Genomic DNA, 23,651 nt, shown 5'->3' with positions numbered 1-23,651 from the left:
CATGAAAGTATTGGTAGACAGGCTCGCGCTGCTGGCAGAGCGTCATCCCAAGATCAAGCTGTATCGCGGCCAGGGCGCCATGGTGGTGCTCAAGAACATGGGCAAGGTGACCGGTGGCCTTGACCGCCAGTACCAGGCATTTCTCACCGAGACCAACGGCGCGTCGGTTCTCGATTACTGCTTCCTGGGCTTCAAGAATCCTGAGCTGGGCCTGAACCTGTACGACAACATCATGGAAATGTGGGCGCTGGACAGCCTCCTGGCGATGAAATTCTGGGCTTTCGCCGGCACCAGCGCCGGCGAAAGCTTTGGCTACCTGGCACGCAAGAACGCCCACGGCTCGCACTTCATCGGCCTGTATCGCGAAAGCCAACCCGAAACCGTCACGGTGATCGCCTCATCGTTCGAGTATTTTCTCGCCGCTTTCATCGACAAGGTCGAAACCCTGCTGGGCACTGGTGATGACACCTACTGGCTGCCAGATGACGCCTGGGCCGTGCCCAACCCGGCCGACACGGAGCTGGCCAGCTACCTCGACGCCTGTGGCGCCAGCCATTACCCGCTTGACCAGGATTGAGCCACCCTGCGGATTCAGGCGCGGGACAATTCGACCTGCTCACCCTGGATCCGCACCCGCCAAACCGGCAGCGCCTGGCCCGGATCCTCCAGGCAGCAGCCATTACGCAGCGAGAAATGCTGTTTGTACAAAGGCGACGCGACAACGGGCTCACCCTGCAGACTGGCCAGCAATCCGCGCCCGATGACATTTGCTCCGGAACGCGGATCACGGTTGCCGACGGCATAAATTGCCTGCGCCTGCCCCGGCAGGTAGAACAACGCCACCTGCTCGCCGGCATGCCACACCACCACCCCGGAATCGGCCACCAGGTCATGGGCAGCGCACACACTGTGCCAGGTGGTCTCGGATTGCACAGCCCTGTTGCTCTGGTTCATCACACAGCCTCCTCATGGGTCGGAATCAGGTGCAGCGGCGCCACCGGGCGGCGCTGGCCGCGTTCGCGGACGAAGTGCACGTCGGGGTCGGCGCGCTGGTCATTGACGAAGGTACGGAAGCGCTTGAGTTTTTCCGGGTCGCTCAAGGCATTGGCCCATTCACACTGGTACTGCTCGACCACATGCTGCATCTGCGCCTCGAGCTCGCTCGCCAGGCCCAGGCTGTCATCGATCACCACCTGCTTGAGGTAGTCCAGGCCACCCTCGAGGTTTTCCCGCCACACCGAGGTGCGCTGCAGCTTGTCGGCGGTGCGGATGTAGAACATCAGCACGCGGTCGATCAGCCGTACCAGGGTCTCGTCGTCCAGGTCGGTGGCGAACAGCTCGGCGTGGCGCGGGCGCATGCCGCCATTGCCGCACACGTAGAGGTTCCAGCCCTTGTCGGTGGCGATCACGCCGATGTCCTTGCTCTGCGCCTCGGCGCATTCGCGGGTGCAGCCGGACACCGCGAACTTGAGCTTGTGCGGCGAGCGCAAGCCCTTGTAGCGGTCCTCCAGGCGCAGGGCCATGGCCACGCTGTCTTGCACGCCGTAGCGGCACCAGGTGCTGCCGACGCAGGACTTCACCGTGCGCGTCGACTTGCCGTAGGCGTGCCCGGTTTCAAAGCCTGCGGCGATCAGTTCGCCCCAGATCAGCGGCAGCTCGTGCAACTGCGCGCCGAACAGGTCGATACGCTGGCCGCCGGTGATCTTGGTGTAGAGGTCGTATTTTTTCGCCACCTGGCCGATCACGATCAGCTTGTCCGGGGTGATCTCGCCACCGGGAATGCGCGGCACCACCGAGTAGGTGCCGTTCTTCTGCATGTTGGCCATGAAGGTGTCGTTGGTGTCCTGCAACGGCACCAGCGCCGGGTCCATGATCGGCTGGTTCCAGCACGAGGCGAGGATATTGCCCACTGCCGGCTTGCAGATGTCGCAGCCGACATGGCCCTGGCCGTGGCGGGCGAGCAGGTCGCCGAAGGTGCGGATGCCTTCGACCCGCACCAGGGCGTAGAGCTCCTGGCGGGTGTAGGCGAAGTGCTCGCACAGGCTTTTGTCCACGCTCACGCCGCGGGCGCTCAGCTCGTGCTCGACCACCTGCTTGAGCAGTGCCGCGCAACCACCGCAACCGCTGGCGGCCTTGGTGCAGGCCTTGACCGCGGCGAGGTCGGCGCAGCCGCCGTCGATGGCGGCGCACACCGCGCCCTTGCTGACGTTGTGGCATGAGCAGAGGGTCGCGGCGGCGGGCAAGGCGTCGGCACCCAGGGCGGGCGCGCCGCCGCCTTGGGGCAGGATCAAGGTGGCCGGGTCGACCGGCAGCTTGATGCCGTTCTGGGCGTATTGCAGCAAGGTGTCGTAGTAGCTGTTGTCACCCACCAGCACGGCGCCGAGCACCTGCTTGCCGCTGGCATCCACCACCAGCCGCCGGTACGAGGCACTGGCCTCGTCGATGAAGCGGTAGCTGCGCGCGCCCGGCGTGACGCCCTGGGCGTCGCCGATCGAGCCGACATCGACGCCCAGCAGCTTGAGCTTGGTCGACAGGTCGGCGCCGCTGAACCCGTTCACCGCCTCGCCCATCAGCAGTGCCGCCAGGTTGCGCGCCATGGCGTAGCCCGGCGCGACCAGGCCGAACACGCTGCCGCTCCACGAGGCGCATTCGCCGATGGCGAAGATCCGCGGGTCGCTGGAGCGGCAGTGGTTGTCGATCACCACGCCGCCGCGGGCGGCGACCTCCAGGCCGCAGGCGCGACCGAGGGCGTCCTGCGGGCGGATACCGGCGGAGAACACCACCAGGTCGGTTTCCAGGTGCTCGCCGCCGTCGAAGTTCATCCGGTAGCGGTACTGCTCGCCCGCGCTGATCGACTGGGTGGCGCGGGCCAGGTGCACGCCGACGCCCAGCGCCTCGATGCGCGCGCGCAATGCAGCGCCGCCTTCGCCGTCGAGCTGTACCGGCATCAACCGTGGGGCGAACTCCACCACATGGGCTTCCAGGCCCAAAGACTTGAGAGCGTTGGCCGCCTCCAGGCCGAGCAGGCCACCGCCGACCACCACGCCACGGCGGGCATCGCTGGCGGCGGCGCGGATCGCGTCGAGGTCGTCGAGGGTGCGGTAGACTAGCCGTGCGTCGCCGCTGGAGCCCTCGATGGGTGGCACGAACGGGTAGGAGCCGGTGGCCAGGATCAGTTGGTCATAGCCGTAGCGACCTACGTCGGTGACCAGCTCCTGACGCTGGCGGTCTATCGCCACTACCGCTTCGCCCAGGTGCAGGTGCACGCCGTTGTCCGGGTAATAGCCTGGCGCGCACAGGGCCAGGGTCTCGGCGCAACTGCCAGTGAAGTACTCCGACAGGTGGACCCGGTCGTAGGCCCGCTGGCGTTCCTCGCCAAACACATGCAACTCGAAGCGGGCCAGGGCGCCGCGCTCGATCAGTTGCTCGACGCAGTGATGGCCGACCATGCCATTGCCGACGATGACCAATCGTGGTCGTTGTGCCTCGTTCGCTGTTGCCTGCATAGCCGTTCCTCGCTCACGGAAAACGCAAAAAGGCGCCTGGAGCCGAAGCTCCAGGCGCCTTTGCCTGTACTCATCAGTTGGGGGCCCTGGACGATCGCCGTTGATCGGGGGGGCTGTTGTCGCTGGATCAAAGCAGGGACTGTGCCAATTGCCTGGAACTGAATGAGCCAGTGCCAGCGGCGAACCCCAGGGCCGGCGTATCCGCGGCCTTCCTTCGCGGGGCAAGCCCGCGCCCACGTAACGTCCAGCAGCGGCAAAACGAACCATCCCGGTGCGGCGCTCACCACACTGGTGCGCTCAGTACACATCCCGCCGATAGCGCTTGTCCCGCGCCAGCCCCTCGACATAAACCTGCGCCGCCTCGGCAGCCATGCCACCGTGCTCGGCCACTACCTTACGCAAGGCGGCGTCCACATCCTTGGCCATGCGCTGGGCATCGCCACAGACATAGACCACCGCCCCCGCCTCGAGCCACTGCCACAGCTCGGCGCCGTGCGCCAGCAGGCGCTGCTGCACGTAGACCTTCTCAGCCTGGTCGCGGGAGAACGCCGTGCTCAGGCGCAGGTGCCCGCTCGCTGCCCAGGCCTGCAACTGCTCGCGGTAATAGAAATCGCAGGCGCCATGCTGCTCGCCGAAGAACAGCCAATTGCCGCCGCTCGCCCGGCGCTGTTCGCGCTCCTCGAGAAAACCACGAAACGGCGCGATACCGGTGCCGGGGCCAATCATGATGATCGGCGTGGCATCGTCCTGCGGTAGCTGAAAGTGCTTCGACGGTTGCGGAAAAATCGCCACCTCCAGGGCCGTCGCCCGGTCGGCGAGAAAAGTCGAGCACACGCCCTTGCGCGCCCCGTAGCGCACGGTGGCGACGGTCAGGTGCACCTGGTCGGGATGGGCCAAGGGGCTGGAGCTGATCGAGTACAGGCGCGGCTGCAAGGGTTTGAGCAACGCCAGCCAGCGGGCCAGGGGCAAACGCTGGGGGAACGCTTGCAGGACATCGGCCAGCTGCCGGCCCCACAGCCAGTCCTTGAGCTCGGCACTGTACTCAGGCAGCAACAGACGGCGCAGGCCCTCGGCCTGCTCGGCGAACACCTCGAGCAGCGGCCGGCTGACCCGGGTGATGTCCAGGTGGCGCTCCAGCGCGGTGCGCAGCGCCATCGGCGCCTGGCCCTGGAGCTCAACCTGGACCTGGCCATCGAGCGCCATCAACGCCAACAGTTCATCGACCAGTGCCGGGCAATTGCGCGGCCATACCCCCAGGGCATCGCCGGGCTGGTAGCTCAGGCCGCTGCCGCGCAGGTCGAACACCAGTTGCCGCGTCTCCTTGCGCGAGCCCGGGCCATTGAGCAGGCGGTTCTCCAGCAGCGGCGCCAACCAGGGCTGGGGTTTGCCGACGCGGGTTGGCGGCGGCGCCACGGCGGGCGCCGGCGCGCTACCGCCCAGTTCCGGCAGCAAGGCATCCAGCCAGGCGGCGAAAGCCGCTTCGCAATCAGGCTCGCAATCGACCCGCGCCAACAGGCGCCGGGCACCGAGGTCGGCCAGGCGTTGGTCGAGCTTGCGGCCGAAACCGCAGAACTGCTCATAGCTCGAATCGCCCAGGGCCAGCACTGCATACGGCAGGGCGGCGCAGCTAGCGCCCTGCTCTTGCTGCAGCGCCTGCCAGAATGCCGCGCCGCTGTCCGGAGCCTCGCCATCGCCGAAGGTGCTGGCAATCAGCACCAGGCTGGCGGCGCCCTGCAGCTGTGCCGGGTGAATGTTCTGCATGCAACTGAGCGCCACGGCCAACCCCGCCTCGCGCAAACGCTGCGCGCAGCGCTCGGCCAGGCCCTCGCCGTTGCCGGTCTGCGACGCCCACAGCACATGATGCCGAGGGGCCTCGGCGGTGCTCCCCGGCACAGCCTGCGCCGGGTAGAACAGGCCCGCCAGCAGGCCGTCGACGAACAGCCGCCGGGCCGGCGCCAAGGGCGCGCCGGGCGGCAGGCTGGGCACGCCGAGGCGCTGCGCCTGGTCAAGGCCAAGCAGGAAGCCTTGCAGGTAGTGGCGCTCGTCTTCGGCCAACACCGGTGCCGGCAACACCTCCAGGCCAAGCAGGCGGGACAGGGTGGCAGTGGGCATGGTGGCAGGCTCCGGGTGGCTAAGGTCGAGGGCGTCGATACGTTCGCCGGACAACCGTTCAAGGGCCACGGCGCAGTGCTTGAAGGCCGGTTGCAAGGACGTCGGGTCGACCGCGTCGCAGGTCAGCGCATTGATCGCCAGGCCCTCGCCGTACAGGTCGTTCCAGTGAAACGGCGCAAAACAGTTGCCGGGCTGCACCCGATCGCTGAGGCGTGCCGGCAGCCGTGCCTGGCCACGGCGCGAACGCAACGCCACCTGGTCCTTGTCGTGAATGCCCAGGCGCAGCGCATCGCTGGGGTGGATCTCGACGAAAGGGCCAGGTTCGAGCCTGTTCAGGCTCGCCACCTTGCCGGTCTTGGTCAGGGTATGCCATTGGTGCTGCACCCGGCCGGTATTGAGCACGAAAGGGAAGGCATCGTCGGGCAGCTCCGCCGGTGGCAACCAGGGCCGGGCGAAGAATTGCGCCTTGCCGCTGGGCGTGGGAAACACCAGCGTTCCCTCGCTGACATAGCGCAACGGGCTGCGGTGGTCCTCGCGCCCCGGCGCGCTCGGCCATTGCCGCGGCCCCTGGCGCAGGTCGGCATAACCGATACCGCGCAGGTCGTAGCCGCTGGCCGGGTTGTGGAAGCGGCGGATTTCGTCGTACACCGCCTCGGCGTCGGGGTAGTCGAACGCCTGGGCATAGCCCATGGCACAGGCCACCCGGGCGATCAGCCGCCAATCCTCCAGGCTCTCGCCGGGCGGCTCCACCGCCCGCGGCGCCAGGGTCAGGTTGCGCTCGCTGTTGATCATCACCCCATCGCCCTCGGCCCATAGAGCCGCCGGCAGGAGGATATCGGCGTAACGCTGGGTCTCGGTGTCGAGGAAAGCATCCTGGCTGATCACCAACTGCGCCTGGCGCAGGCCGTCGATCACCTGTTGGCGATTGGCGACGCTGGCCACCGGGTTGCTGCAGATGATCCAGCAGGCCTTCACCTCGCCACGCTGCATCTGCTCGAACAACGCCACCGTGCCCTCCCCGCCCTCGCTGCGCAGGGTGCCAGCCGGCAGCTGCCATTGCCGCTCGACGAAGGCGCGGTCGCCGGCCTCCAGCGCCGAGCGTTGCCCGGGCAACCCCGGGCCCATGTAGCCCATCTCGCGCCCGCCCATGGCATTGGGCTGGCCGGTCAGCGAGAACGGGCCACTGCCAGGCCGGCAGATGGCGCCAGTGGCCAGGTGCAGGTTGCACAGCGCGTTGCTGTGCCAGGTGCCGTGGATGCTTTGGTTCAGGCCCATGGTCCAGCAGCTCATCCACGCCCCGGCCTCGCCGATCAGCCGCGCGGCCTCACGAATCGCGGCGGGGTCCAGGCCGGTGATGGCGGCGACCCGCTCGGGGGTATAGTCCTCGAGAAAGGCCGGCATGGCCTCCCAGCCTTCGGTGTGCCGGGCGATAAACCCGGCATCGGTGTGGCCGTTGGCATGCAGCAGGTGCAACAGGCCGTTGAGCAGCGCCAGGTCGGTGCCCGGGCGCAGCGCCAGGAACAGATCGGCCTTGTCGGCGGTGGCGGTGCGCCGTGGGTCGACGACGATCAGCTTGGCACCAGCCTTGAGCCGGTCGAGCAGGCGCAGGAACAGGATCGGATGACAGTCGGCCATGTTCGCGCCGATCACCAGGAACACCTCGGCCCGCTCGAAATCCTGGTAGCTGCCGGGCGGCCCATCGGCACCCAGCGATTGCTTGTAGCCACTGCCGGCGCTGGCCATGCACAGCCGCGAGTTGGACTCGATGTGGCGAGTGCGGATAAAGCCCTTGGCCAGCTTGTTGGCCAGGTACTGGGCTTCCAGCGACATCTGCCCGGAGACATACAGCGCCAGCGCATCGGCGCCATGGTTGTCGATGATCTCGCGCAGCCGCCGCGCCGCCTCGGCGATGGCCTGGTCGAGGCTGCTGCGCACCGGCTCCTGGCTGCGCTCGCGGCGCACGAAGGCCTGGGCCATGCGTCCGCTGGCCAGCGGGATATGGGCAGTCAGGCCCTTGGTACACAACCGGCCAAAATTGCTCGGGTGCTGTTTGTCGCCGCTGACCTTGGTCACCTTGCCGGCGCTGACGCTCATGACGATACCGCACCCGACCCCGCAATACGGGCAGACACTGCGCACCTCGCTGCTGCTCATGGGTGTTCTCCTGCACGAACGACAAAGGCGCCGGCTGCTCCCGCTTGGCTGATCGCAAGCAGGGCAACACGGCGCCTTCGTCGTGATGAAATGGGCCATCGACGTTGATGGCCCGTATCCAGGACATTCAGCAAAAGCCGGGCCATCTCTTGATCACGCCGCAACCACGCCAGCGGCGCGCTGCCCCGGCGATTGCGCGTGCACCACGGCAGGGAGCGCTGCACCAGCGGGTGGCATGAACAGCGCCACGACTATATGATTCGCATACGTTTCATATAAACAGGTAAAGCACCATGGGCATCGTCAAGATCGCCGACGACCTCCACGAAGACCTGCGCGTGGCCAGCGCCGCCTTGTCGCGCTCGATCAACGCCCAGGCCGAACACTGGATCCGCCTCGGCATGCTCGCCGAGCTGCACCCGCAAGCCACCTACCAGGAACTGCTGCGCCAGCTGCTGCGCCAGGAGCAAGCCAACCTCAAGGAATTGCTGCGATGAGCCAGGTCATCCTCAAGGACGCCGCGCAACTGGCGCTGATGCGCCGCGCCGGCCAGTTGCTGGCACAGGTGTTCGCCGACCTCGACGGTTTCATCCGCCCCGGCGTGACCACGATGCAGATCAACGATCGCGCCGAAGCCTTCATCATCGAGCGCCTCAAGGCACGCCCTGCGAGCAAGGGCCAGTACGGCTTTCCCTACGCGCTGAACACCTCGGTGGACCATGTGGTCTGCCACGGCATGCCCAAGGCCGACGAGGTGCTGGGTGAAGGCTCCATCGTCAATGTCGACATCACCCTGGAACAGGGTGGCTATATCGCCGACTCGTCGAAAATGTACGCCATCGGCCAGATCGACGACCAGGCCCGGCGGCTGGTCGACACCACCTACGCGGCCTTATGGAAAGGCATCGAACAGGTTCGCCCTGGCGCCACCCTGGGCGATATCGGCCATGCCATCCAGACCCATGCCGAGGCGGCGGGCTACAGCGTGGTGCGCGAATACTGCGGGCATGGCATCGGCACCCAGATGCACGAAGCGCCCGAGGTGCTGCACTACGGGCAACGGGGCATGGGCCTGGCATTGCAAGCGGGCATGGTGTTCACCATCGAGCCGATGATCAACCAAGGTGGGCGCGGTACCCGTGGCCTGCGCGATGGCTGGACGGTGATCACCCGCGACCACAGCTTGTCGGCACAGTGGGAGCACACCGTGGCGGTGACCGAAACCGGCTATGAGGTGCTGACGTTGCGCGAGGAAGAGCGGCTGGGCGCGAAGCCCTGAGAGAGAGTGCCTGGGGGGCTGCCGGCTTGGATGTCTTGGCATCAGCCCCCAAGACAGCCTGCAGAAACAGCAGACACAAAAAAAGCGACCCTAAGGTCGCTTTCTCTGTTGCTTCCGGGTGTTCAGTGGGCCCTGGAAGCTAAATATGGCGCGGCGGACGGGACTCGAACCCGCGACCCCCGGCGTGACAGGCCGGTATTCTAACCGACTGAACTACCGCCGCGCTATACATCGAGTGGTGGGTGATGACGGGATCGAACCGCCGACCCTCTGCTTGTAAGGCAGATGCTCTCCCGGCTGAGCTAATCACCCTTCGTCTCGGTGTGGCGCGCATTCTACGGAGGGCCTGCCACCCTGGCAAGCACTTTTTTAAACTTTTTTAAAAAAAATTCTCAGGCCTTTCAAAGACCTAGCAATGCCGGGTGTTTCTTCCTCTCTATAAGGTGCTGGCCGTATGACAGGGTTGGCCTTCAACCGCCGCTCGGAGAATAATGCCCGCCTTATGTATTAAGGAGAGATCCCCCCTCATGTGGTTCAAGAACCTGCTGTCCTATCGCCTGACCCAGGAAGTACCGTTCGAGGCGCAAGCCCTGGAAACCGCCCTGGCCAGCAAGCCGGCCCGCCCCTGCGCCAGCCAGGAACTGACCACCTACGGTTTCGTCGCACCGTTCGGCAAGGGCGCTGACGCGCCGCTGGTGCACGTCAGCGGCGAGTTCATGCTGATCGCCGCCCGTAAGGAAGAACGTATCCTGCCCAGCAGCGTGGTCAACGATGCGGTCAAGGAGAAGGTCGAGGAAATCGAGACCGAGCAGATGCGCAAGGTCTACAAGAAGGAGCGCGACCAGATCAAGGACGAGATCATCCAGGCATTCCTGCCGCGTGCGTTCATCCGCCGCTCGATGATCTTCGCCGCCATCGCCCCGCGCCTGGGCATGATCCTGGTCAACTCGGCCAGCGCCAAGCGCGCCGAAGACCTGCTGTCGACCCTGCGTGAAGTGATCGGCTCGCTGCCAGTGCGCCCGGCCACGGTGAAGATCGCGCCGAGCGCGACCATGACCGACTGGGTCAAGTCGCAGCAGGCCGCCGAGGGCTTCTATGTACTCGACGAATGCGAACTGCGTGACACCGCCGAAGACGGCGGCATCGTGCGCTGCAAGCGCCAGGACCTGACCGGCGAGGAAATCCAGCTGCACCTGAGCACCGGCAAGGTGGTCACCCAGTTGGCCCTGGCCTGGCAGGACAAACTGTCGTTCGTACTCGACGACAAGATGGTGATCAAGCGCCTGAAGTTCGAGGAGCTGCTGCAGGAGCAGGCCGAACAGGACGGTGGCGACGAAGCGCAACAGCAGTTCGACGCCAGCTTCACCCTGATGATGATGACCTTCACCGAGTTCCTCCCGCTGCTGTTCGAGGCCCTGGGTGGCGAAGAGATCCCGCAGGGGGTCTGATTACTGGGGCGCTTCCCGTAGGAGCCTGGCCGGCTCCTACATACAAATAGAACAAGGACCTGCCCATGCGTGCCCTCGCCGCTCTCAGCCGCTTCGTCGGCAATACCTTCGCCTTGTGGGTGCTGCTGTTCGCCTGCCTGGCCTTCGTCATGCCGCAGTGGTTCATCGCGCTGAAGGTGGCCATCGTGCCCTTGTTGGGCCTGGTGATGTTCGGCATGGGCCTGACCCTCAAGCTCGACGATTTCGCCGCCGTCGCCCGCCAACCCTGGCGGGTGGCGCTAGGGGTGGTGGCGCACTTCGTGATCATGCCGGGCATGGCCTGGTTGCTGTGCCAGTTGTTCCAGCTGCCAGCGCAGATCGCCGTCGGCGTGATCCTGGTCGGCTGCTGCCCAAGCGGCACGGCGTCCAACGTGATGGTCTGGCTGTCCCGCGGCGACCTGGCGCTGGCGGTGGCGATCGCCGCGGTGACCACCCTGCTCGCGCCACTGCTGACCCCGGCGCTGATCTGGTTGCTGGCCTCGGCCTGGCTGCCGGTTTCGTTCATGGACATGTTCTGGTCGATCCTGCAGCTGGTGATGCTGCCGATCGTGCTCGGCGTGCTCGCCCAGCGCCTGCTTGGCGCCCGGGTGCATCTGGCGGTGCAGGTACTGCCGCTGGTGTCGGTGGTGAGCATCGTGATGATCGTCTGCGCGGTGGTGGCGGCCAGCCAGGCGAAGATCGCCGAGTCGGGGCTATTGATCATGGCCGTGGTGATCCTGCACAACAGCTTCGGCTTCCTGTTGGGCTACCTCACCGGCAAGTTGTGCAACTTGCCGCTGGCCCAGCGCAAGTCGCTGGCGCTGGAGGTGGGCATGCAGAACTCGGGGCTGGGCGCGGCGCTGGCGGCGGCGCATTTCTCGCCACTGGCGGCAGTGCCCAGTGCGTTGTTCAGCGTGTGGCACAACCTATCCGGGGCGCTGCTGTCGACCTGGTTCCGGCGCCTACAGGAGCCTGTCGTCGTCGAGCAGCCCGCCCCTGCACCATGACCTGCGCAGACGCTGGCCTTGCTGACAAGGACAGGTGCAATCCGCGCCGGGCCGGCGATTTTGTCATCAATGATTAGCCAGATGCTTCACTGTTGGTTAAGGTCATCACACCCCGCAACCCAGGCCGCCCCATGGACATCAAACAGCTCAAGTTCCTCATCGCCCTCGACCAGACCCGCCACTTCGGCCAGGCCGCGGCGCTTTGCCATATCACCCAGCCGACCCTGTCCATGCGCCTGCGCAACCTCGAGGATGAGCTCGACCTGGTGCTGGTCAAGCGTGGCCAGCGCTTCGAAGGTTTCACCGAAGCTGGCGAGCGCATCCTGGCCTGGGCCCGCACCTTGCTCGCCGCCCACGACGGCCTGCAGGCCGAGGCCGCCAGTTGCCGCGGCCAGGTGGTCGGCAGCCTGCGCCTGGGTACCGTGCCGCTGGCCAGCTTCAACCCGATGGCGTTGCTGATGCCGCTGCGTGAAAAATACCCCGAGCTGCACTTCCAACTGTCGTCACTGAGCTCCGAACAGGTCATCGACGGCCTGAGCCGCAACCAGCTCGACCTGGGCATCTGTTACCTCGACCAGGTCAACACCAGTTTCTTCGAGGTGATCGAGCTGAGCACCACCACCATGGGCCTGTTGCACGACACCCGGCATTTCCAGTTCGAGGCCGATGCCCTACGCTGGGACGACCTCGGCGAGCTGCCGCTGGGCCTGCTGAGCAAGGGCATGCACTACCGCCAGTCGCTGGACCTGAGCTTCCGTAGCCGGGGCCTGGAACCCAACGCCGTGCTCGAGAGCGACTCGACCTTCCAACTGATCCAGGCGATCAATACCGGTGTGTGCTGCGCGATCATGCCGCTCGATTGCGGGCTGGAGGAATTGAGCCAGCACATGCGCATCATCCCCGTGCAGGAAGCCAGCATCCATAGCCCGATCGGCCTGCTGCTGCGCCGCAGCGAACCCCGTTCGGCAATCGCCGAGCAGTGTTTCGACGAGGCAAAAGCCCTGTTTCAACCTTCCTGAGCCGTCGCCTGCCGATACTGCCGCGGGCTGAAGCCGGTCAGTTGCTTGAACTGCCGGCTGAAAGCGCTGTGGTCGGTGTAGCCGCAGCGCAGGGCGACCTCGATGATCGGCAGGTCGCTGTGTAGCAGGTGATGGGCGTGCTCCAGGCGCGCCTTGTGGATCATCTGCCGCGGCGTGAGGTGGAACACTTTCTTGCAATAGCGCTCCAGTTGCGCCACCGAGATGCCAGCGATGCGGGTCAGTTCACCGAGGCTGATCGGTTGGTGGAAGTGCTGACGGATGTGTTCGTCCACCGCCGCCAGGCGCTGGTAGGCGGGGTGGCTGTCGGCGGCTGACTGCAGGTCGACCGAGATGCCGACCAGGCCGATGATTTCGCCCAGCTGGTTGTACAGCGGGCGCTTGTGGGTCAGGCACCAACCGGGCTCGCGGCTGCCGTACAGGTGCAGCTCGAGCTGGTCTTCAAGTACCAGCCCTTCCTTGAGCACACGACGGTCCTGCTCGGTATAGCCGGGGCCCAGCTGTGCCGGAAACACTTCGGCGCTGGTCTTGCCCAGCAGCGGTTGCAGGCATTTTAGGCCGCAGCGCTGGACCAGAGTGTTGTTAGCCAACACGTAGCGTGCGGCCGGGTCCTTGATGAAGATTGCGGCGTTGGGGATGGCGTCAAGGATCGGCAGCAGCAACGACACACCGGCCAGCAGCGCCTCGAGGGTGGCGGGGCGGTGCTGGTCGAGGGTTACCAGGGGGTTGTCGGTCATCTGTCGGCTCATTGTAGGAGCGGCCTTGTGTCGCGAAAGGGCTGCGCAGCAGCCCCGGGATCTGTGCCTTCATGCAAAATTGCCGGGGCCGCTCTGCGGCCCTTTCGCGACACAAGGCCGCTCCTACAGGGGGCGGTGATTGCAGCTGACACCACTTCACCAAACCCCTGTCCATTATGGCTTTCAGCCTATCTCTGGGCACTTCCACCCCGCCACCGCTTTTTGCCAATTGTGCTGATTTCGTCACTCACTCTGCAGAAAACCGTCAAGAACCGAGCCCCCGATCGGTCCACTCTATGCCCCACGCAAGCCGCCCCATGACCTACAAGAACGCGGCATATGCCGCCGCATCGTGACATCAGACCTGCCTATCCAAAACCTACAAGAAGGCGCACCCATGTCAGGCAAATTCAAGAAACAGCTGTCATTGCTGGACCTCACCTTCATCGGCCTCGGCGCCATCTTCGGCTCGGGCTGGCTGTTCGCCGCCAGCCACGTCTCGGCCATCGCCGGCCCGGCCGGCATCCTCTCCTGGTTCCTCGGCGGTTTCGCCGTGCTGCTGCTGGGCATCGTCTACTGTGAGCTCGGCGCCGCCCTGCCACGGGCCGGCGGCGTGGTGCGCTACCCGGTGTACTCCCACGGCCCGCTGCTTGGCTACCTGATGGGCTTCATCACCCTGATCGCCTTCTCCAGCCTGATCGCCATCGAGGTGGTCGCCTCGCGCCAGTACGCCGCGGCCTGGTTCCCGGCCTTGACCAAGAGCGGCTCCAGCGACCCGACGGTGCTCGGCTGGCTGGTGCAGTTCGCCCTGCTCGGGCTGTTCTTCGTGCTCAACTACCGCAGCGTGAAGACCTTCGCCAAGGCCAACAACCTGGTCAGCGTGTTCAAGTTCATCGTGCCGCTGCTGGTGATCGGCGTGCTGTTCACCTTCTTCAAGCCGGAAAACTTCGAGGTCCAGGGCTTCGCCCCGTTCGGCCTGTCCGGGGTGGAAATGGCGGTGTCGGCCGGCGGCATCATCTTCGCCTACCTGGGCCTGACCCCGATCATCTCGGTGGCCAGCGAGGTGAAGAACCCGCAGCGCACCATCCCCATCGCGCTGATTCTCTCGGTGCTGCTGTCTACCGCGATCTATGCCCTGCTGCAACTGGCGTTCCTCGGCAGCGTGCCAACCGAGATGATTGCCAACGGCTGGGCCGGGGTGACCAAGGAACTGGCCCTGCCCTACCGTGACATCGCCCTGGCCCTGGGCGTCGGCTGGCTGGCCTACCTGGTGGTGGCCGACGCGGTGATCTCGCCCAGCGGCTGCGGCAACATCTACATGAACGCCACCCCGCGAGTGATCTACGGCTGGGCGCAGACCGGCACCTTCTTCAAGTACTTCACCCGCATCGACGAGCAGTCCGGCATCCCGCGCCCGGCGCTGTGGCTGACCTTCGCCCTGGCGGTGTTCTGGACCCTGCCGTTCCCGTCGTGGGAGGCGCTGATCAACGTGGTCTCCGCCGCCCTGGTGCTGAGCTACGCCGTGGCCCCGGTGTCCGTGGCCGCCCTGCGCCGCAGCGCCCCGGACATGGCCCGGCCGTTCCGGGTCAAGGGCATGGGCGTGCTCGGCCCGCTGTCGTTCATCATCGCCGCGCTGATCGTCTACTGGTCGGGCTGGAACACCGTGTCCTGGCTGCTGGCGCTGCAGATCGTGATGTTCGTGCTGTACCTGCTGTGCCGACGCTTCGTGCCTACCGAACACCTGTCGCTGGGCCAGCAGGTGCGCTCGTCGGCCTGGCTGATCGGCTTCTACGCCGTGACCATTTTCCTCTCCTGGCTGGGCAGCTTCGGTGGCCTGGGCGTGATCGGCCACCCGCTGGATACCGTGGTCGTGGCTGCCAGTGCCTTGGGCATCTACTACTGGGGCGCCGCCACCGGCGTGCCGGCGCGGCTGGTGCGCCTCGATGGCGACGACGAAAGCGAAGCCAGCAGCGAAACCCATGCCGACGGGCAACCCACCGCTGTCGCCTCCTGACCCACTACACAATGGACACGCTGATGAAACAGCTTCATGTCATCGACTCCCACACCGGCGGCGAACCGACCCGCCTGGTGATGAAGGGCTTCCCGCCACTGCACGGTCATAGCATGGCCGAGCAGCGCGACGAACTGCGCGAGCTGCACGACCACTGGCGCCGCGCCTGCCTGCTGGAGCCGCGCGGCAACGATGTGCTGGTGGGCGCGCTGTACTGCCCCCCGGTGTCTGCGGATGCCACCTGCGGGGTGATCTTCTTCAACAACACCGGCTACCTGAACATGTGCGGTCACGGCACCATCGGCCTGGTCGCTTCACTGCGCCACCTCGGCCTGATCGAGCCTGGCGTGCACAAGATCGACACGCCGGTCGGCCAGGTCAGCGCCACCTTGCATGACGACGGCTCCGTCACTGTCGGCAACGTGCCGTCCTACCGCTACCGCCGGCAGGTAGCGGTGCAAGTGCCTGGGCATGGCCAGGTGCGTGGCGACATCGCCTGGGGCGGCAACTGGTTCTTCCTGGTCTGCGACCACGGCCAGCGTATCGAGTTGGACAACCGCGAAGCCCTCACCGACTACACCTGGGCCCTGCTCAAGGCCCTCGAAGCACAAGGCATCAGCGGCGAGGACGGCGCCCCGATCGACCATGTCGAGCTGTTCGCCGACGACGCCGAAGCGGACAGCCGCAACTTCGTCATGTGCCCCGGCAAGGCCTACGACCGCTCGCCCTGTGGCACCGGCACCAGCGCCAAGTTGGCGTGCCTGGCCGCCGATGGCAAGCTCGCCGAAGGCCAGACCTGGGTCCAGGCCAGCATCACCGGCAGCCAATTCCAGGGCCGCTACGAACGCGACGGCGAACGCATTCGCCCGTTCATCACCGGCCGCGCCCACATGACCGCCGACAGCAGCCTGCTGATCGACGAACAGGATCCCTTCGCCTGGGGCATCTGACCCCGTTCATTTCCCACTGAATACCGCCAGGAGTGACAACAATGACCGACAACATCTTCACCGGCACCATGCCCGCCCTGATGACCCCCTGCACCGCCGAGCGCAAGCCGGACTTCGACGCCCTGGTGCGCAAGGGCCGCGAACTGATCGACGCCGGCATGAGCGCGGTGGTGTACTGCGGCTCGATGGGCGACTGGCCGCTGCTGACCGAGGCCGAGCGCCAGGAAGGCGTGGCGCGCCTGGTGGCCGCCGGCATCCCGACCATCGTCGGCACCGGCGCGGTGAACACCCGCGAAGCCGTATCCCATGCCGCCCACGCCGCCAAGGTTGGTGCCGCCGGCCTGATGGTCATCCCCCGCGTGCTGTCCCGCGGCGCCTCGCTGATCGCCCAGAAGCACCACTTCTCGGCAATCCTCGCCGCCGCGCCGAAGCTGCCGGCGGTGATCTACAACAGCCCCTACTACGGCTTCGCCACCCGCGCCGACCTGTTCTTCGAACTGCGCCGCGAGTACCCGAACCTGATCGGCTTCAAGGAGTTCGGCGGTGGCGCCGACCTGCGCTACGCCGCCGAACACATCACCTCCCAGGATGATGCCGTGACCTTGATGGTCGGCGTCGACACGCAAGTGGTGCACGGTTTCGTCAACTGCAACGCCACCGGCGCCATCACCGGTATCGGCAACGCCCTGCCGCGCGAGGTGCTGCAACTGGTCAGCCTGAGCAAGCGCGCCGCCAAGGGCGATGCCAAGGCCCGGCGTCAGGCACGTGAGCTGGAGTCGGCGCTGGCGGTACTGTCATCGTTCGATGAAGGCTGCGACCTGGTGCTGTACTACAAGCACCTGATGGTGCTCAACGGCGACACCGAGTACCGCCTGCACTTCAACGAAACCGATGCCCTCAGCGACGCCCAGCGCAACTATGCCGAGCAGCAGTACGCGCTGTTCCGCAGCTGGTACGCCAACTGGTCGGCCGAGCAGAACCAGGCCTGACTCCAGGAGCTGCTTCGCCCCCATCGCCAGCAAGCCAGCGCCCACAAGCCTCAAGCCTTGCGCAGTACCTGTGGGAGCCGGCTTGCCGGCGATGGGCCGCACAGCGGCCCGCTTTCTCCCGAACTCAATCCCAAAGGACGCATCATGACCCTGACAGGCAACCTGCTGATCGGCCAGCGTGCCGTGCCCGGCAACCGCGAAGCGATCCGTGCCATCGACCCGAGCAGCAACCAGGCCCTGGAACCCGCCTATGCCGGCGCCAGCGGCGAACAGGTGGCCCAAGCCTGCGCCCTGGCCTGGGCGGCATTCGATGCCTACCGCGAAACGCCCCTCGAACAGCGCGCCCACTTTCTCGAAACCATCGCCGAACAGATCGAAGCCCTGGGCGATGCGCTGATCGACCGCGCCCACGCCGAGACCGGCCTGCCCAAGGCCCGCCTGCTGGGTGAGCGTGGCCGCAGCTGCGCCCAGTTGCGCACCTTCGCCCGTGTGGTACGCGCCGGAGAGTGGCTGGATGTGCGCGTGGACAATGCCCTGCCCGAGCGCCAGCCCCTGGCCCGCCCCGACCTGCGCCAACGCCAGGTGGCCCTGGGCCCGGTGGCGGTGTTCGGTGCCAGCAACTTCCCCCTGGCCTTCTCGGTGGCCGGTGGCGACACCGCCTCGGCCCTGGCTGCGGGCTGCCCGGTGGTGGTCAAGGCCCACGGCGCCCACCCCGGCACCAGCGAGCTGGTTGGCCAGGCCGTGGCCCGGGCAGTCGCGCAGTGCGAACTGCCCGAGGGCGTGTTTTCCCTGCTATACGGCGCAGGCCATGAAGTGGGCATCGGCCTGGTCACCGATCCACGCATCAAGGCGGTCGGTTTCACCGGTTCACGCAGCGGTGGCCTCGCCCTTTGCCAGGCGGCCCAGGCGCGCCCGGAGCCGATCCCGGTCTATGCCGAAATGAGCGCTATCAACCCGGTGTTCCTGTTCGATGGCGCCTTGCGCACGCGCAGTGAAGCCCTGGCGCAAGGCTTTGTCACTTCGCTGACCCAAGGCGCCGGCCAGTTCTGCACCAATCCCGGGCTGCTGGTCGCCCGACAGGGCCCGGCCCTCGAGCGCTTCCTGGTTGCCGCCAGCGCCCATGTTAACCAAGCGGCAGCGCAGACCATGCTCACCCCAGGTATCGCCCATGCCTATGCTGACGGCGTGGCAGCATTGAGCGAAAACCAAAACGCCCGCTGCGCGGCGAGTGGCCTGCCGGCGCAGGGGCCGAACCAGGGCCAGGCTCAGTTGTTCGTCACCACCGCTCAGGCGTTTCTTGCCGACCCTATGCTGCAAGCCGAAGTGTTCGGCGCCGCCTCGCTGGTGGTGGCATGCGACAACGATGAGCAAATCCGCCAGGTGGCCGAGCATCTGGAAGGCCAACTGACCGCCACCCTGCACCTGGACGAGGCCGATCTGCACAGCGCCCGCCGCCTGCTGCCGACCCTCGAACGCAAGGCCGGGCGGATCCTGGTCAATGGCTGGCCGACCGGGGTCGAGGTCAGCGATGCCATGGTCCATGGCGGCCCGTTCCCAGCCACCTCGGACGCCCGCGGTACCTCGGTGGGCACTGCGGCGATCCTGCGCTTCCTGCGCCCAGTGTGCTACCAGGACTTCCCCGACACCCTGCTGCCCGGCGCATTGCAGCAGGCCAATCCGCTGCACCTGCGGCGGCTGCTCGATGGCCTGCGGGAAGCCTGAACCATGACCGCCACTGACACGGACATCGCCGTGGTCGGCGCCGGCATCGTCGGCGTCGCCTGCGCCCTGCAGCTGGCACGCCAGGGCCGCCGGGTGCTGCTGATCGATCGCCAGGCACCGGGCCACGGCGCTTCGTATGGCAACGCCGGGCACCTGGCCACCGAGCAGGTGTTTCCCATCGCCGACCTGTCGATCCTCAAGCGCCTGCCATCCATGCTGCTGGACCCGATGGGCCCGCTGCGCCTGGACTGGAAGTACCTGCCGCGCGCCCTGCCCTGGTTCACCCGGCTGCTGCTGAACCTGCGTCCGGCGCCGTTCCAGCGCAGCGTGGCGGGCATTCGGGCGTTGAATGAAAACAGCCTTGGCGCCTGGCAACGGCTGCTCGCATCCATCGACCGCAGCCCCTTGCTCAAGGAAGACGGTTCGCTGCTGGTGTTCGAACGCCATGAGTCGCGCCAGGCCCTCGCGGCGTTGCGCGCCCGCATGCAGGCACAGGGCGTACCCGTGGACCTGTGGTCGGCAGAGGCAGTGAGCGAAGCGGCGCCGCAGTTGAGCCCGTCGATCCTGGGTGGCTTGTTCTTCCCGCGTACCGGTCACTTCCTCGACCCCTATCAAGTGGTCTGCGAACTGTTCAACGCCGCCAGGGCCAGCGGCGTACGCTTTCTGCGCGCCGAGGTCAGTGGCGGCCGGGTGCATGGCCAGGGCGTCAGCCTTGCCAGCGACCAGGGCCTCGTCGAGGCCAGCCAGGTGTTGGTCAGCGCCGGCGCCCACTCGGCCAAGCTCACCGCCACCCTGACCGGCCGGCGGGTGCCCCTGGATACCGAGCGCGGCTACCACCTGATGCTGCCGGCGGAGCAGCAGCGCCTGCCGTTTGCCGTCACCTCGCTGGAGCGCAAGTTCATCATGACGCCCATGGCCGACGGCCTGCGCCTGGCCGGCACGGTGGAGTTCGCCGGGCTCGCGGCGCCGCCGAGCATGCAACGGGCGTGGCAGCTGCACAGGTTGAGCAAGGGTTTGTTCCGGCGTGAGCTGGATGCCGAGGGGGCGACGCCGTGGATGGGGTTCCGGCCGTCGTTGCCGGATTCGCTGCCGGTGATCGACCGGGTAGCCGATGGCAAGGTGTTGCTGGCGTTCGGGCACCAGCATTTGGGGTTGACCCAGGCGGCGGTGACGGCGCAATGGATGGGGCGCTTGGTAAATGGCGAAGACTGCCCGCAAATCAGCGCCTATCGATTGAGCCGGTTTTGAAACGGGGGCCGCGTGGCGGCCCCTGCCTTACTCAGCGATAGCGCTCGAGCCAGTGCGCATAAGGTGCTGGCAAGGTCCACGAGGCCTTGTCCACGCCCAGGGCCTTGGCGGCGGCATACGGCCAGTGCGGGTCAGCCAGGTGCGCACGCCCCACCGACACCAGGTCCAGCTGGTTGGCCTGCAACGCCCCTTCAGCCAGCTCCGGGGTGCCGAAGCCCCAGGCCGAGGTTACCGGCAACTTCGCTTCACGGCGCACCCGCTCGGCGATCGGCCCCATGAACGCCGGGCCCCACGGGATATTGGTCTCGGCAATGGTGAAGCCAACGCTAACGCTCAGCAGATCCAGGCCACCGGCCTTGAATCGGCGGGCCAGTTCGATGGACTCCTGCAAGGTCTGCTCGTCACGGCCGTCATACTCCAGCACGCCGAAGCGAGCGGTCAGCGGCAGGTTCTCCGGCCATACCTCGCGCACGGCGGCCAGGGTTTCCAAAAGGAAGCGCGTGCGGTTGTCGAAGCTGCCGCCGTAGGCATCGGTGCGCTGGTTGGAATGCTCGGAGAAGAAGCTCTGGCCCAGATAGCCGTGGGCAAAGTGCAGCTCGATCCATTGGAAACCGGCATCGCGGGCACGCCGTGCGGCATCGACGAAGTCCTGCTTGACCCGGGCGATATCGTCCAGGGTCATGGCCTTCGGCACTTTCGGCAGGTGGGCGCCGAAGGCGATGGCGGAGGGGGCAATGATGTCCCAGCCGCGGGCATCGTCGGCGGCGATGTGGTCGTCACCTTCCCAGGGGCGGTTGGCGCTGGCCTTGCGCCCGGCGTGGGCGATCTGGATGCCCGGCACCGAGCCGGCGGCCTTGATTGCCTTGACCACCGGCACGAACGCCTGGGCCTGGGCATCGTTCCAGATACCGGCGCAACCGGGGGTGATGCGCCCTTCCGGCGACACCGCGGTGGCCTCGACCACCACCAGGCCGGCGCCACCACGGGCCAGGCCCGCGTAATGCACCTGGTGCCAGTCATTGATCAGGCCGTCCTCGGCCATGTATTGGCACATCGGTGGAATGGCGATGCGGTTGCGCAGGTTGAGGTCTTTGAGGGTGTAGGGTTCGAACAATGCGGCCATGGCGAGACTCCAGGGGACGGGATACGATTGTTCGATCATATTCGAACTTTGGTATTTTGTGAAACCCCCGCTATCATGTGTGCCATGCGAGCCTATACCCACCCCAACCCTGAAGACCTGACGCTGGAGCGCCTGCTGTACGCCCTGAGCGATCCACTACGCCTGCAAATCGTGCGCTACCTGGCCAGCGTCGCCGAAGCCAGTTGCGGCGAGCTGGACGGCGGCCGCCCTAAGTCGAGCATGTCCCATCATTTTCGCGTGTTGCGCGATTCCGGCTTGGTCCACACCCGCAATGTCGGCACCACGCATATGAACTCGCTGCGCAGAGAAGCCCTGGACGGACGCTTCCCTGGGCTGCTGGCAAAAATCCTCGAACAGCGCTAGGCGTGTAGGAACCAGCCTTGCTGGCGAACAGGCAAGGCGGTCGATGGCACTGGCAGTGCTGGTGTTCGCCGGCAACCCGGCTCCGACAACGCTCATGCAATACGCAGGCGCAAAAAAACCACGAGGCCGCCAGGGGCGATCCTCGTGGTCGATGTTGCCGGGCAAGCCCGGCAAGCATTCAGGCCTTACAGCGCCATGTCGTTGGCAGGCTTGCTCTCGACCGGTGCGGCCGGGGCAACGCCAGTCTTGACGCTCTGGTCGAGCACTGGCGGCTTCTCCAGTTGCAGCACTTCGGCGGTGTAGTCCCACTCTTTCTGGGTGGCAGCGGCCGACGCGTTCAGCTTGGTACCGTAGCTTGGGACGATCTCCTTGATCTTGGCCTGCCACTCTGGGGTGGCGACCTTCTCCTTGAACACGGTTTCCAGCACGTTGAGCATGATCGGCGCGGCGGTCGAGGCACCTGGCGAGGCGCCCAGCAGGCCGGCGATGGTGCGGTCCTGGGACGCGACCACTTCGGTGCCCAGCTTCAGCACGCCGCCCTTCTCTTCGTCACGCTTGATGATCTGCACGCGCTGACCGGCCTGCCACAGCTTCCAGTCTTCCTTCTTGGCGTTCGGGAAGTAGGTTTGCAGCGCGGCGAAACGGTCGTCGTCAGACTGCATCAGCTGGCCGGCGAGGTACTCGACCAGCGGGTACTGGTCGATACCCACGCGCGCCATCGGCCAGACGTTGTGGGTGGTGGTGCTGCTCAGCAGGTCCAGGTACGAGCCGTTCTTCAGGAACTTGGTCGAGAAGGTGGCGAATGGCCCGAACAGGATCACGCGCTTGCCGTCCAGCACGCGGGTGTCCAGGTGTGGAACCGACATGGGTGGCGCGCCGGTCGAGGCGATGCCGTAGGCCTTGGCCATGTGCTGCATGGCAACGGTCGGGTTCTCGGTTACCAGGAACGAGCCGCCAACCGGGAAGCCGGCGTATTCCTTGGCTTCCGGGATGCCCGACTTCTGCAGCAGCTTCAGCGCGCCACCGCCGGCACCGATGAACAGGAACTTGGCGTCGGTGGCCGATTCGGTACCGTCCTTCAGGTTCTTGTACTCGACGTGCCAGGAGCCGTCTTCGTTGCGGGTGATGTCCTGCACTTCGGTGGAGAGCTTCAGGTCGAAGTTCTCTTTGGTCTGCAGGCTGCCAACGAACTGGCGGGTGATTTCGCCGAAGTTGACGTCGGTGCCGATCGGCGTCCAGGTGACCGCCAGCTTCTGGTTCGGGTCACGGCCTTCCATCATCAGCGGGACCCACTTGGCGATCTGCGCGTGGTCCTCGGAGTACTGCATCGGACGGAACAGCGGGCTGGCCTGCAGGGCGTCGTAGCGCTTCTTCAGGAACTTGATGTTGTCATCGCCCCAGACGAAGCTCATGTGCGGGGTGGTGTTGATGAACGAGTGCGGGTTCTTCAGCACGCCCTGGCGTACTTGCCAGGCCCAGAACTGGCGGGAGATCTGGAACGACTCGTTGATCTCGATGGCCTTGGTGATGTTGACGTTGCCGTCTTTGTCTTCCGGGGTGTAGTTCAGCTCGGCCAGCGCGGAGTGGCCGGTACCGGCGTTGTTCCAGCCGTTGGAGCTTTCTTCGGCGACGCCGTCCAGGCGCTCGACCATTTCCATCGACCAGGTCGGCTCCAGCTCGTTGAGCCAGACCGCCAGGGTGGAACTCATGATACCGCCGCCAACCAGCAGCACGTCGACTTTCTTGGTGTCGGCAGCATGCGCTTGCATGACGCTCGCCGCGACAGCCAGACCCAGCAAGGTCTTGCCAGCTTTCTTGAACATTGATCGATTCCAGTCAGTAGAACGCAGGGTGGGCCTGTGGCTGGCCCAGAGGTTCCATGTTCTTCAGCGCAGGCTTGTTGTGATCATTGTTCAGCAGCCA

Annotated in this window: 18 protein-coding genes and 2 tRNA genes; 12 read left to right on the top strand and 8 right to left on the bottom strand. The window is 66.1% G+C overall.

Annotation, left to right across the window (positions count from 1 at the left end):
• Position 1: 1 nt before the first annotated feature.
• A complete protein-coding gene (locus ACODS5_RS12055) occupies positions 2–577 on the top strand; it encodes an SMI1/KNR4 family protein (protein ID WP_489108769.1) in 576 nt (191 codons plus the stop codon).
• A 14-nt stretch (positions 578–591) separates the two neighbouring features.
• Here ACODS5_RS12055 and nirD read toward each other — a convergent pair whose 3' ends face one another.
• The 3 genes from nirD to ACODS5_RS12040 form a co-directional block, all read right to left on the bottom strand.
• Complete coding sequence (gene nirD, locus ACODS5_RS12050; RefSeq protein ID WP_489108768.1) at positions 592–954, bottom strand: nitrite reductase small subunit NirD; 363 nt, start codon at positions 952–954, stop codon at positions 592–594.
• Complete coding sequence (gene nirB / locus ACODS5_RS12045; protein ID WP_489108767.1) at positions 954–3,506, bottom strand: nitrite reductase large subunit NirB; 2,553 nt, start codon at positions 3,504–3,506, stop codon at positions 954–956. The genes nirD and nirB overlap by 1 nt, the downstream gene beginning before the upstream one ends.
• 297 nt (positions 3,507–3,803) lie before the next feature.
• The gene (locus tag ACODS5_RS12040) at positions 3,804–7,772 is read right to left on the bottom strand and encodes a bifunctional nitrate reductase/sulfite reductase flavoprotein subunit alpha (protein ID WP_489108766.1); all 3,969 of its coding nucleotides are present in this window, start codon (positions 7,770–7,772) and stop codon (positions 3,804–3,806) included.
• Between the two features lie 293 nt (positions 7,773–8,065).
• Between ACODS5_RS12040 and ACODS5_RS12035 the strand changes: the two genes are divergently transcribed.
• Positions 8,066–8,269 (top strand): ParD-like family protein, encoded by a 204-nt coding sequence (locus ACODS5_RS12035; protein ID WP_134689341.1) that lies wholly within the window; start codon positions 8,066–8,068, stop codon positions 8,267–8,269.
• Positions 8,266–9,051: a type I methionyl aminopeptidase gene (gene map / locus ACODS5_RS12030; protein ID WP_134689343.1), complete on the top strand. Its 786-nt coding sequence runs from the start codon at positions 8,266–8,268 to the stop codon at positions 9,049–9,051. Before ACODS5_RS12035 ends, map begins: the two co-directional genes overlap by 4 nt.
• Positions 9,052–9,197: 146 nt before the next feature.
• Here map and ACODS5_RS12025 read toward each other — a convergent pair.
• Positions 9,198–9,274: transfer RNA gene (locus ACODS5_RS12025), tRNA-Asp, on the bottom strand.
• 13 nt (positions 9,275–9,287) lie between these two features.
• A tRNA-Val gene (locus ACODS5_RS12020) sits at positions 9,288–9,363 on the bottom strand.
• Positions 9,364–9,578: 215 nt separating this feature from the next.
• On the opposite strand from ACODS5_RS12020, the gene rdgC reads away from it, so the two are divergent.
• From rdgC to ACODS5_RS12005, 3 genes are all read left to right on the top strand, one after another.
• Positions 9,579–10,499 carry a recombination-associated protein RdgC gene (gene rdgC, locus ACODS5_RS12015; protein ID WP_134689345.1) on the top strand — a complete coding sequence of 307 codons (921 nt, stop codon included), beginning with the start codon at positions 9,579–9,581 and terminating at the stop codon, positions 10,497–10,499.
• 65 nt (positions 10,500–10,564) lie between these two features.
• The gene (locus ACODS5_RS12010) at positions 10,565–11,524 is read left to right on the top strand and encodes a bile acid:sodium symporter family protein (RefSeq protein ID WP_489108765.1); all 960 of its coding nucleotides are present in this window, start codon (positions 10,565–10,567) and stop codon (positions 11,522–11,524) included.
• Positions 11,525–11,655: 131 nt separating this feature from the next.
• Positions 11,656–12,543, top strand: coding sequence for a LysR family transcriptional regulator (locus tag ACODS5_RS12005; RefSeq protein ID WP_134689349.1), 888 nt, complete (start codon positions 11,656–11,658; stop codon positions 12,541–12,543).
• On the opposite strand, the gene ACODS5_RS12000 is transcribed toward ACODS5_RS12005, so the two are convergent.
• Complete coding sequence (locus ACODS5_RS12000) at positions 12,531–13,298, bottom strand: PAS domain-containing protein (RefSeq protein WP_489108764.1); 768 nt, start codon at positions 13,296–13,298, stop codon at positions 12,531–12,533. The genes ACODS5_RS12005 and ACODS5_RS12000 overlap by 13 nt on opposite strands.
• Before the next feature lie 397 nt (positions 13,299–13,695).
• On the opposite strand from ACODS5_RS12000, the gene ACODS5_RS11995 reads away from it, so the two are divergent.
• From ACODS5_RS11995 to ACODS5_RS11975, 5 genes are all read left to right on the top strand, one after another.
• A complete protein-coding gene (locus tag ACODS5_RS11995; protein ID WP_489108763.1) occupies positions 13,696–15,312 on the top strand; it encodes an APC family permease in 1,617 nt (538 codons plus the stop codon).
• A gap of 23 nt (positions 15,313–15,335) precedes the next feature.
• Positions 15,336–16,262, top strand: a complete 927-nt coding sequence (locus tag ACODS5_RS11990) for a 4-hydroxyproline epimerase (RefSeq protein WP_489108762.1) — start codon at positions 15,336–15,338, stop codon at positions 16,260–16,262.
• A gap of 41 nt (positions 16,263–16,303) precedes the next feature.
• On the top strand, positions 16,304–17,251 hold the full coding sequence (locus tag ACODS5_RS11985; protein WP_489108761.1) for a dihydrodipicolinate synthase family protein: 948 nt from the start codon (positions 16,304–16,306) through the stop codon (positions 17,249–17,251).
• Between the two features lie 144 nt (positions 17,252–17,395).
• Positions 17,396–18,973, top strand: coding sequence for an aldehyde dehydrogenase (NADP(+)) (locus ACODS5_RS11980; protein ID WP_489108760.1), 1,578 nt, complete (start codon positions 17,396–17,398; stop codon positions 18,971–18,973).
• Positions 18,974–18,976: 3 nt separating this feature from the next.
• The gene (locus ACODS5_RS11975; RefSeq protein ID WP_489108759.1) at positions 18,977–20,221 is read left to right on the top strand and encodes an NAD(P)/FAD-dependent oxidoreductase; all 1,245 of its coding nucleotides are present in this window, start codon (positions 18,977–18,979) and stop codon (positions 20,219–20,221) included.
• 31 nt (positions 20,222–20,252) lie between these two features.
• Here the strand turns inward: ACODS5_RS11975 and ACODS5_RS11970 are convergent, their stop codons facing one another.
• Entirely contained in the window at positions 20,253–21,344 is a 1,092-nt protein-coding gene (locus ACODS5_RS11970) for an NADH:flavin oxidoreductase/NADH oxidase (protein WP_134689365.1), read from the bottom strand.
• 48 nt (positions 21,345–21,392) lie between these two features.
• Here ACODS5_RS11970 and ACODS5_RS11965 point away from each other — a divergent pair, with 48 nt between their 5' ends.
• Complete coding sequence (locus tag ACODS5_RS11965) at positions 21,393–21,728, top strand: ArsR/SmtB family transcription factor (protein ID WP_134689586.1); 336 nt, start codon at positions 21,393–21,395, stop codon at positions 21,726–21,728.
• Between the two features lie 185 nt (positions 21,729–21,913).
• On the opposite strand, the gene mqo is transcribed toward ACODS5_RS11965, so the two are convergent.
• The gene (gene mqo / locus ACODS5_RS11960) at positions 21,914–23,551 is read right to left on the bottom strand and encodes a malate dehydrogenase (quinone) (RefSeq protein WP_134689367.1); all 1,638 of its coding nucleotides are present in this window, start codon (positions 23,549–23,551) and stop codon (positions 21,914–21,916) included.
• Between the last annotated feature and the right edge of the window lie 100 nt (positions 23,552–23,651).

The organism is Pseudomonas sp. FG47 (assembly GCF_057809115.1).
Note: the sequence above shows the minus strand (reverse complement) of the source record. Positions and strands in the feature narration are given on the sequence as shown.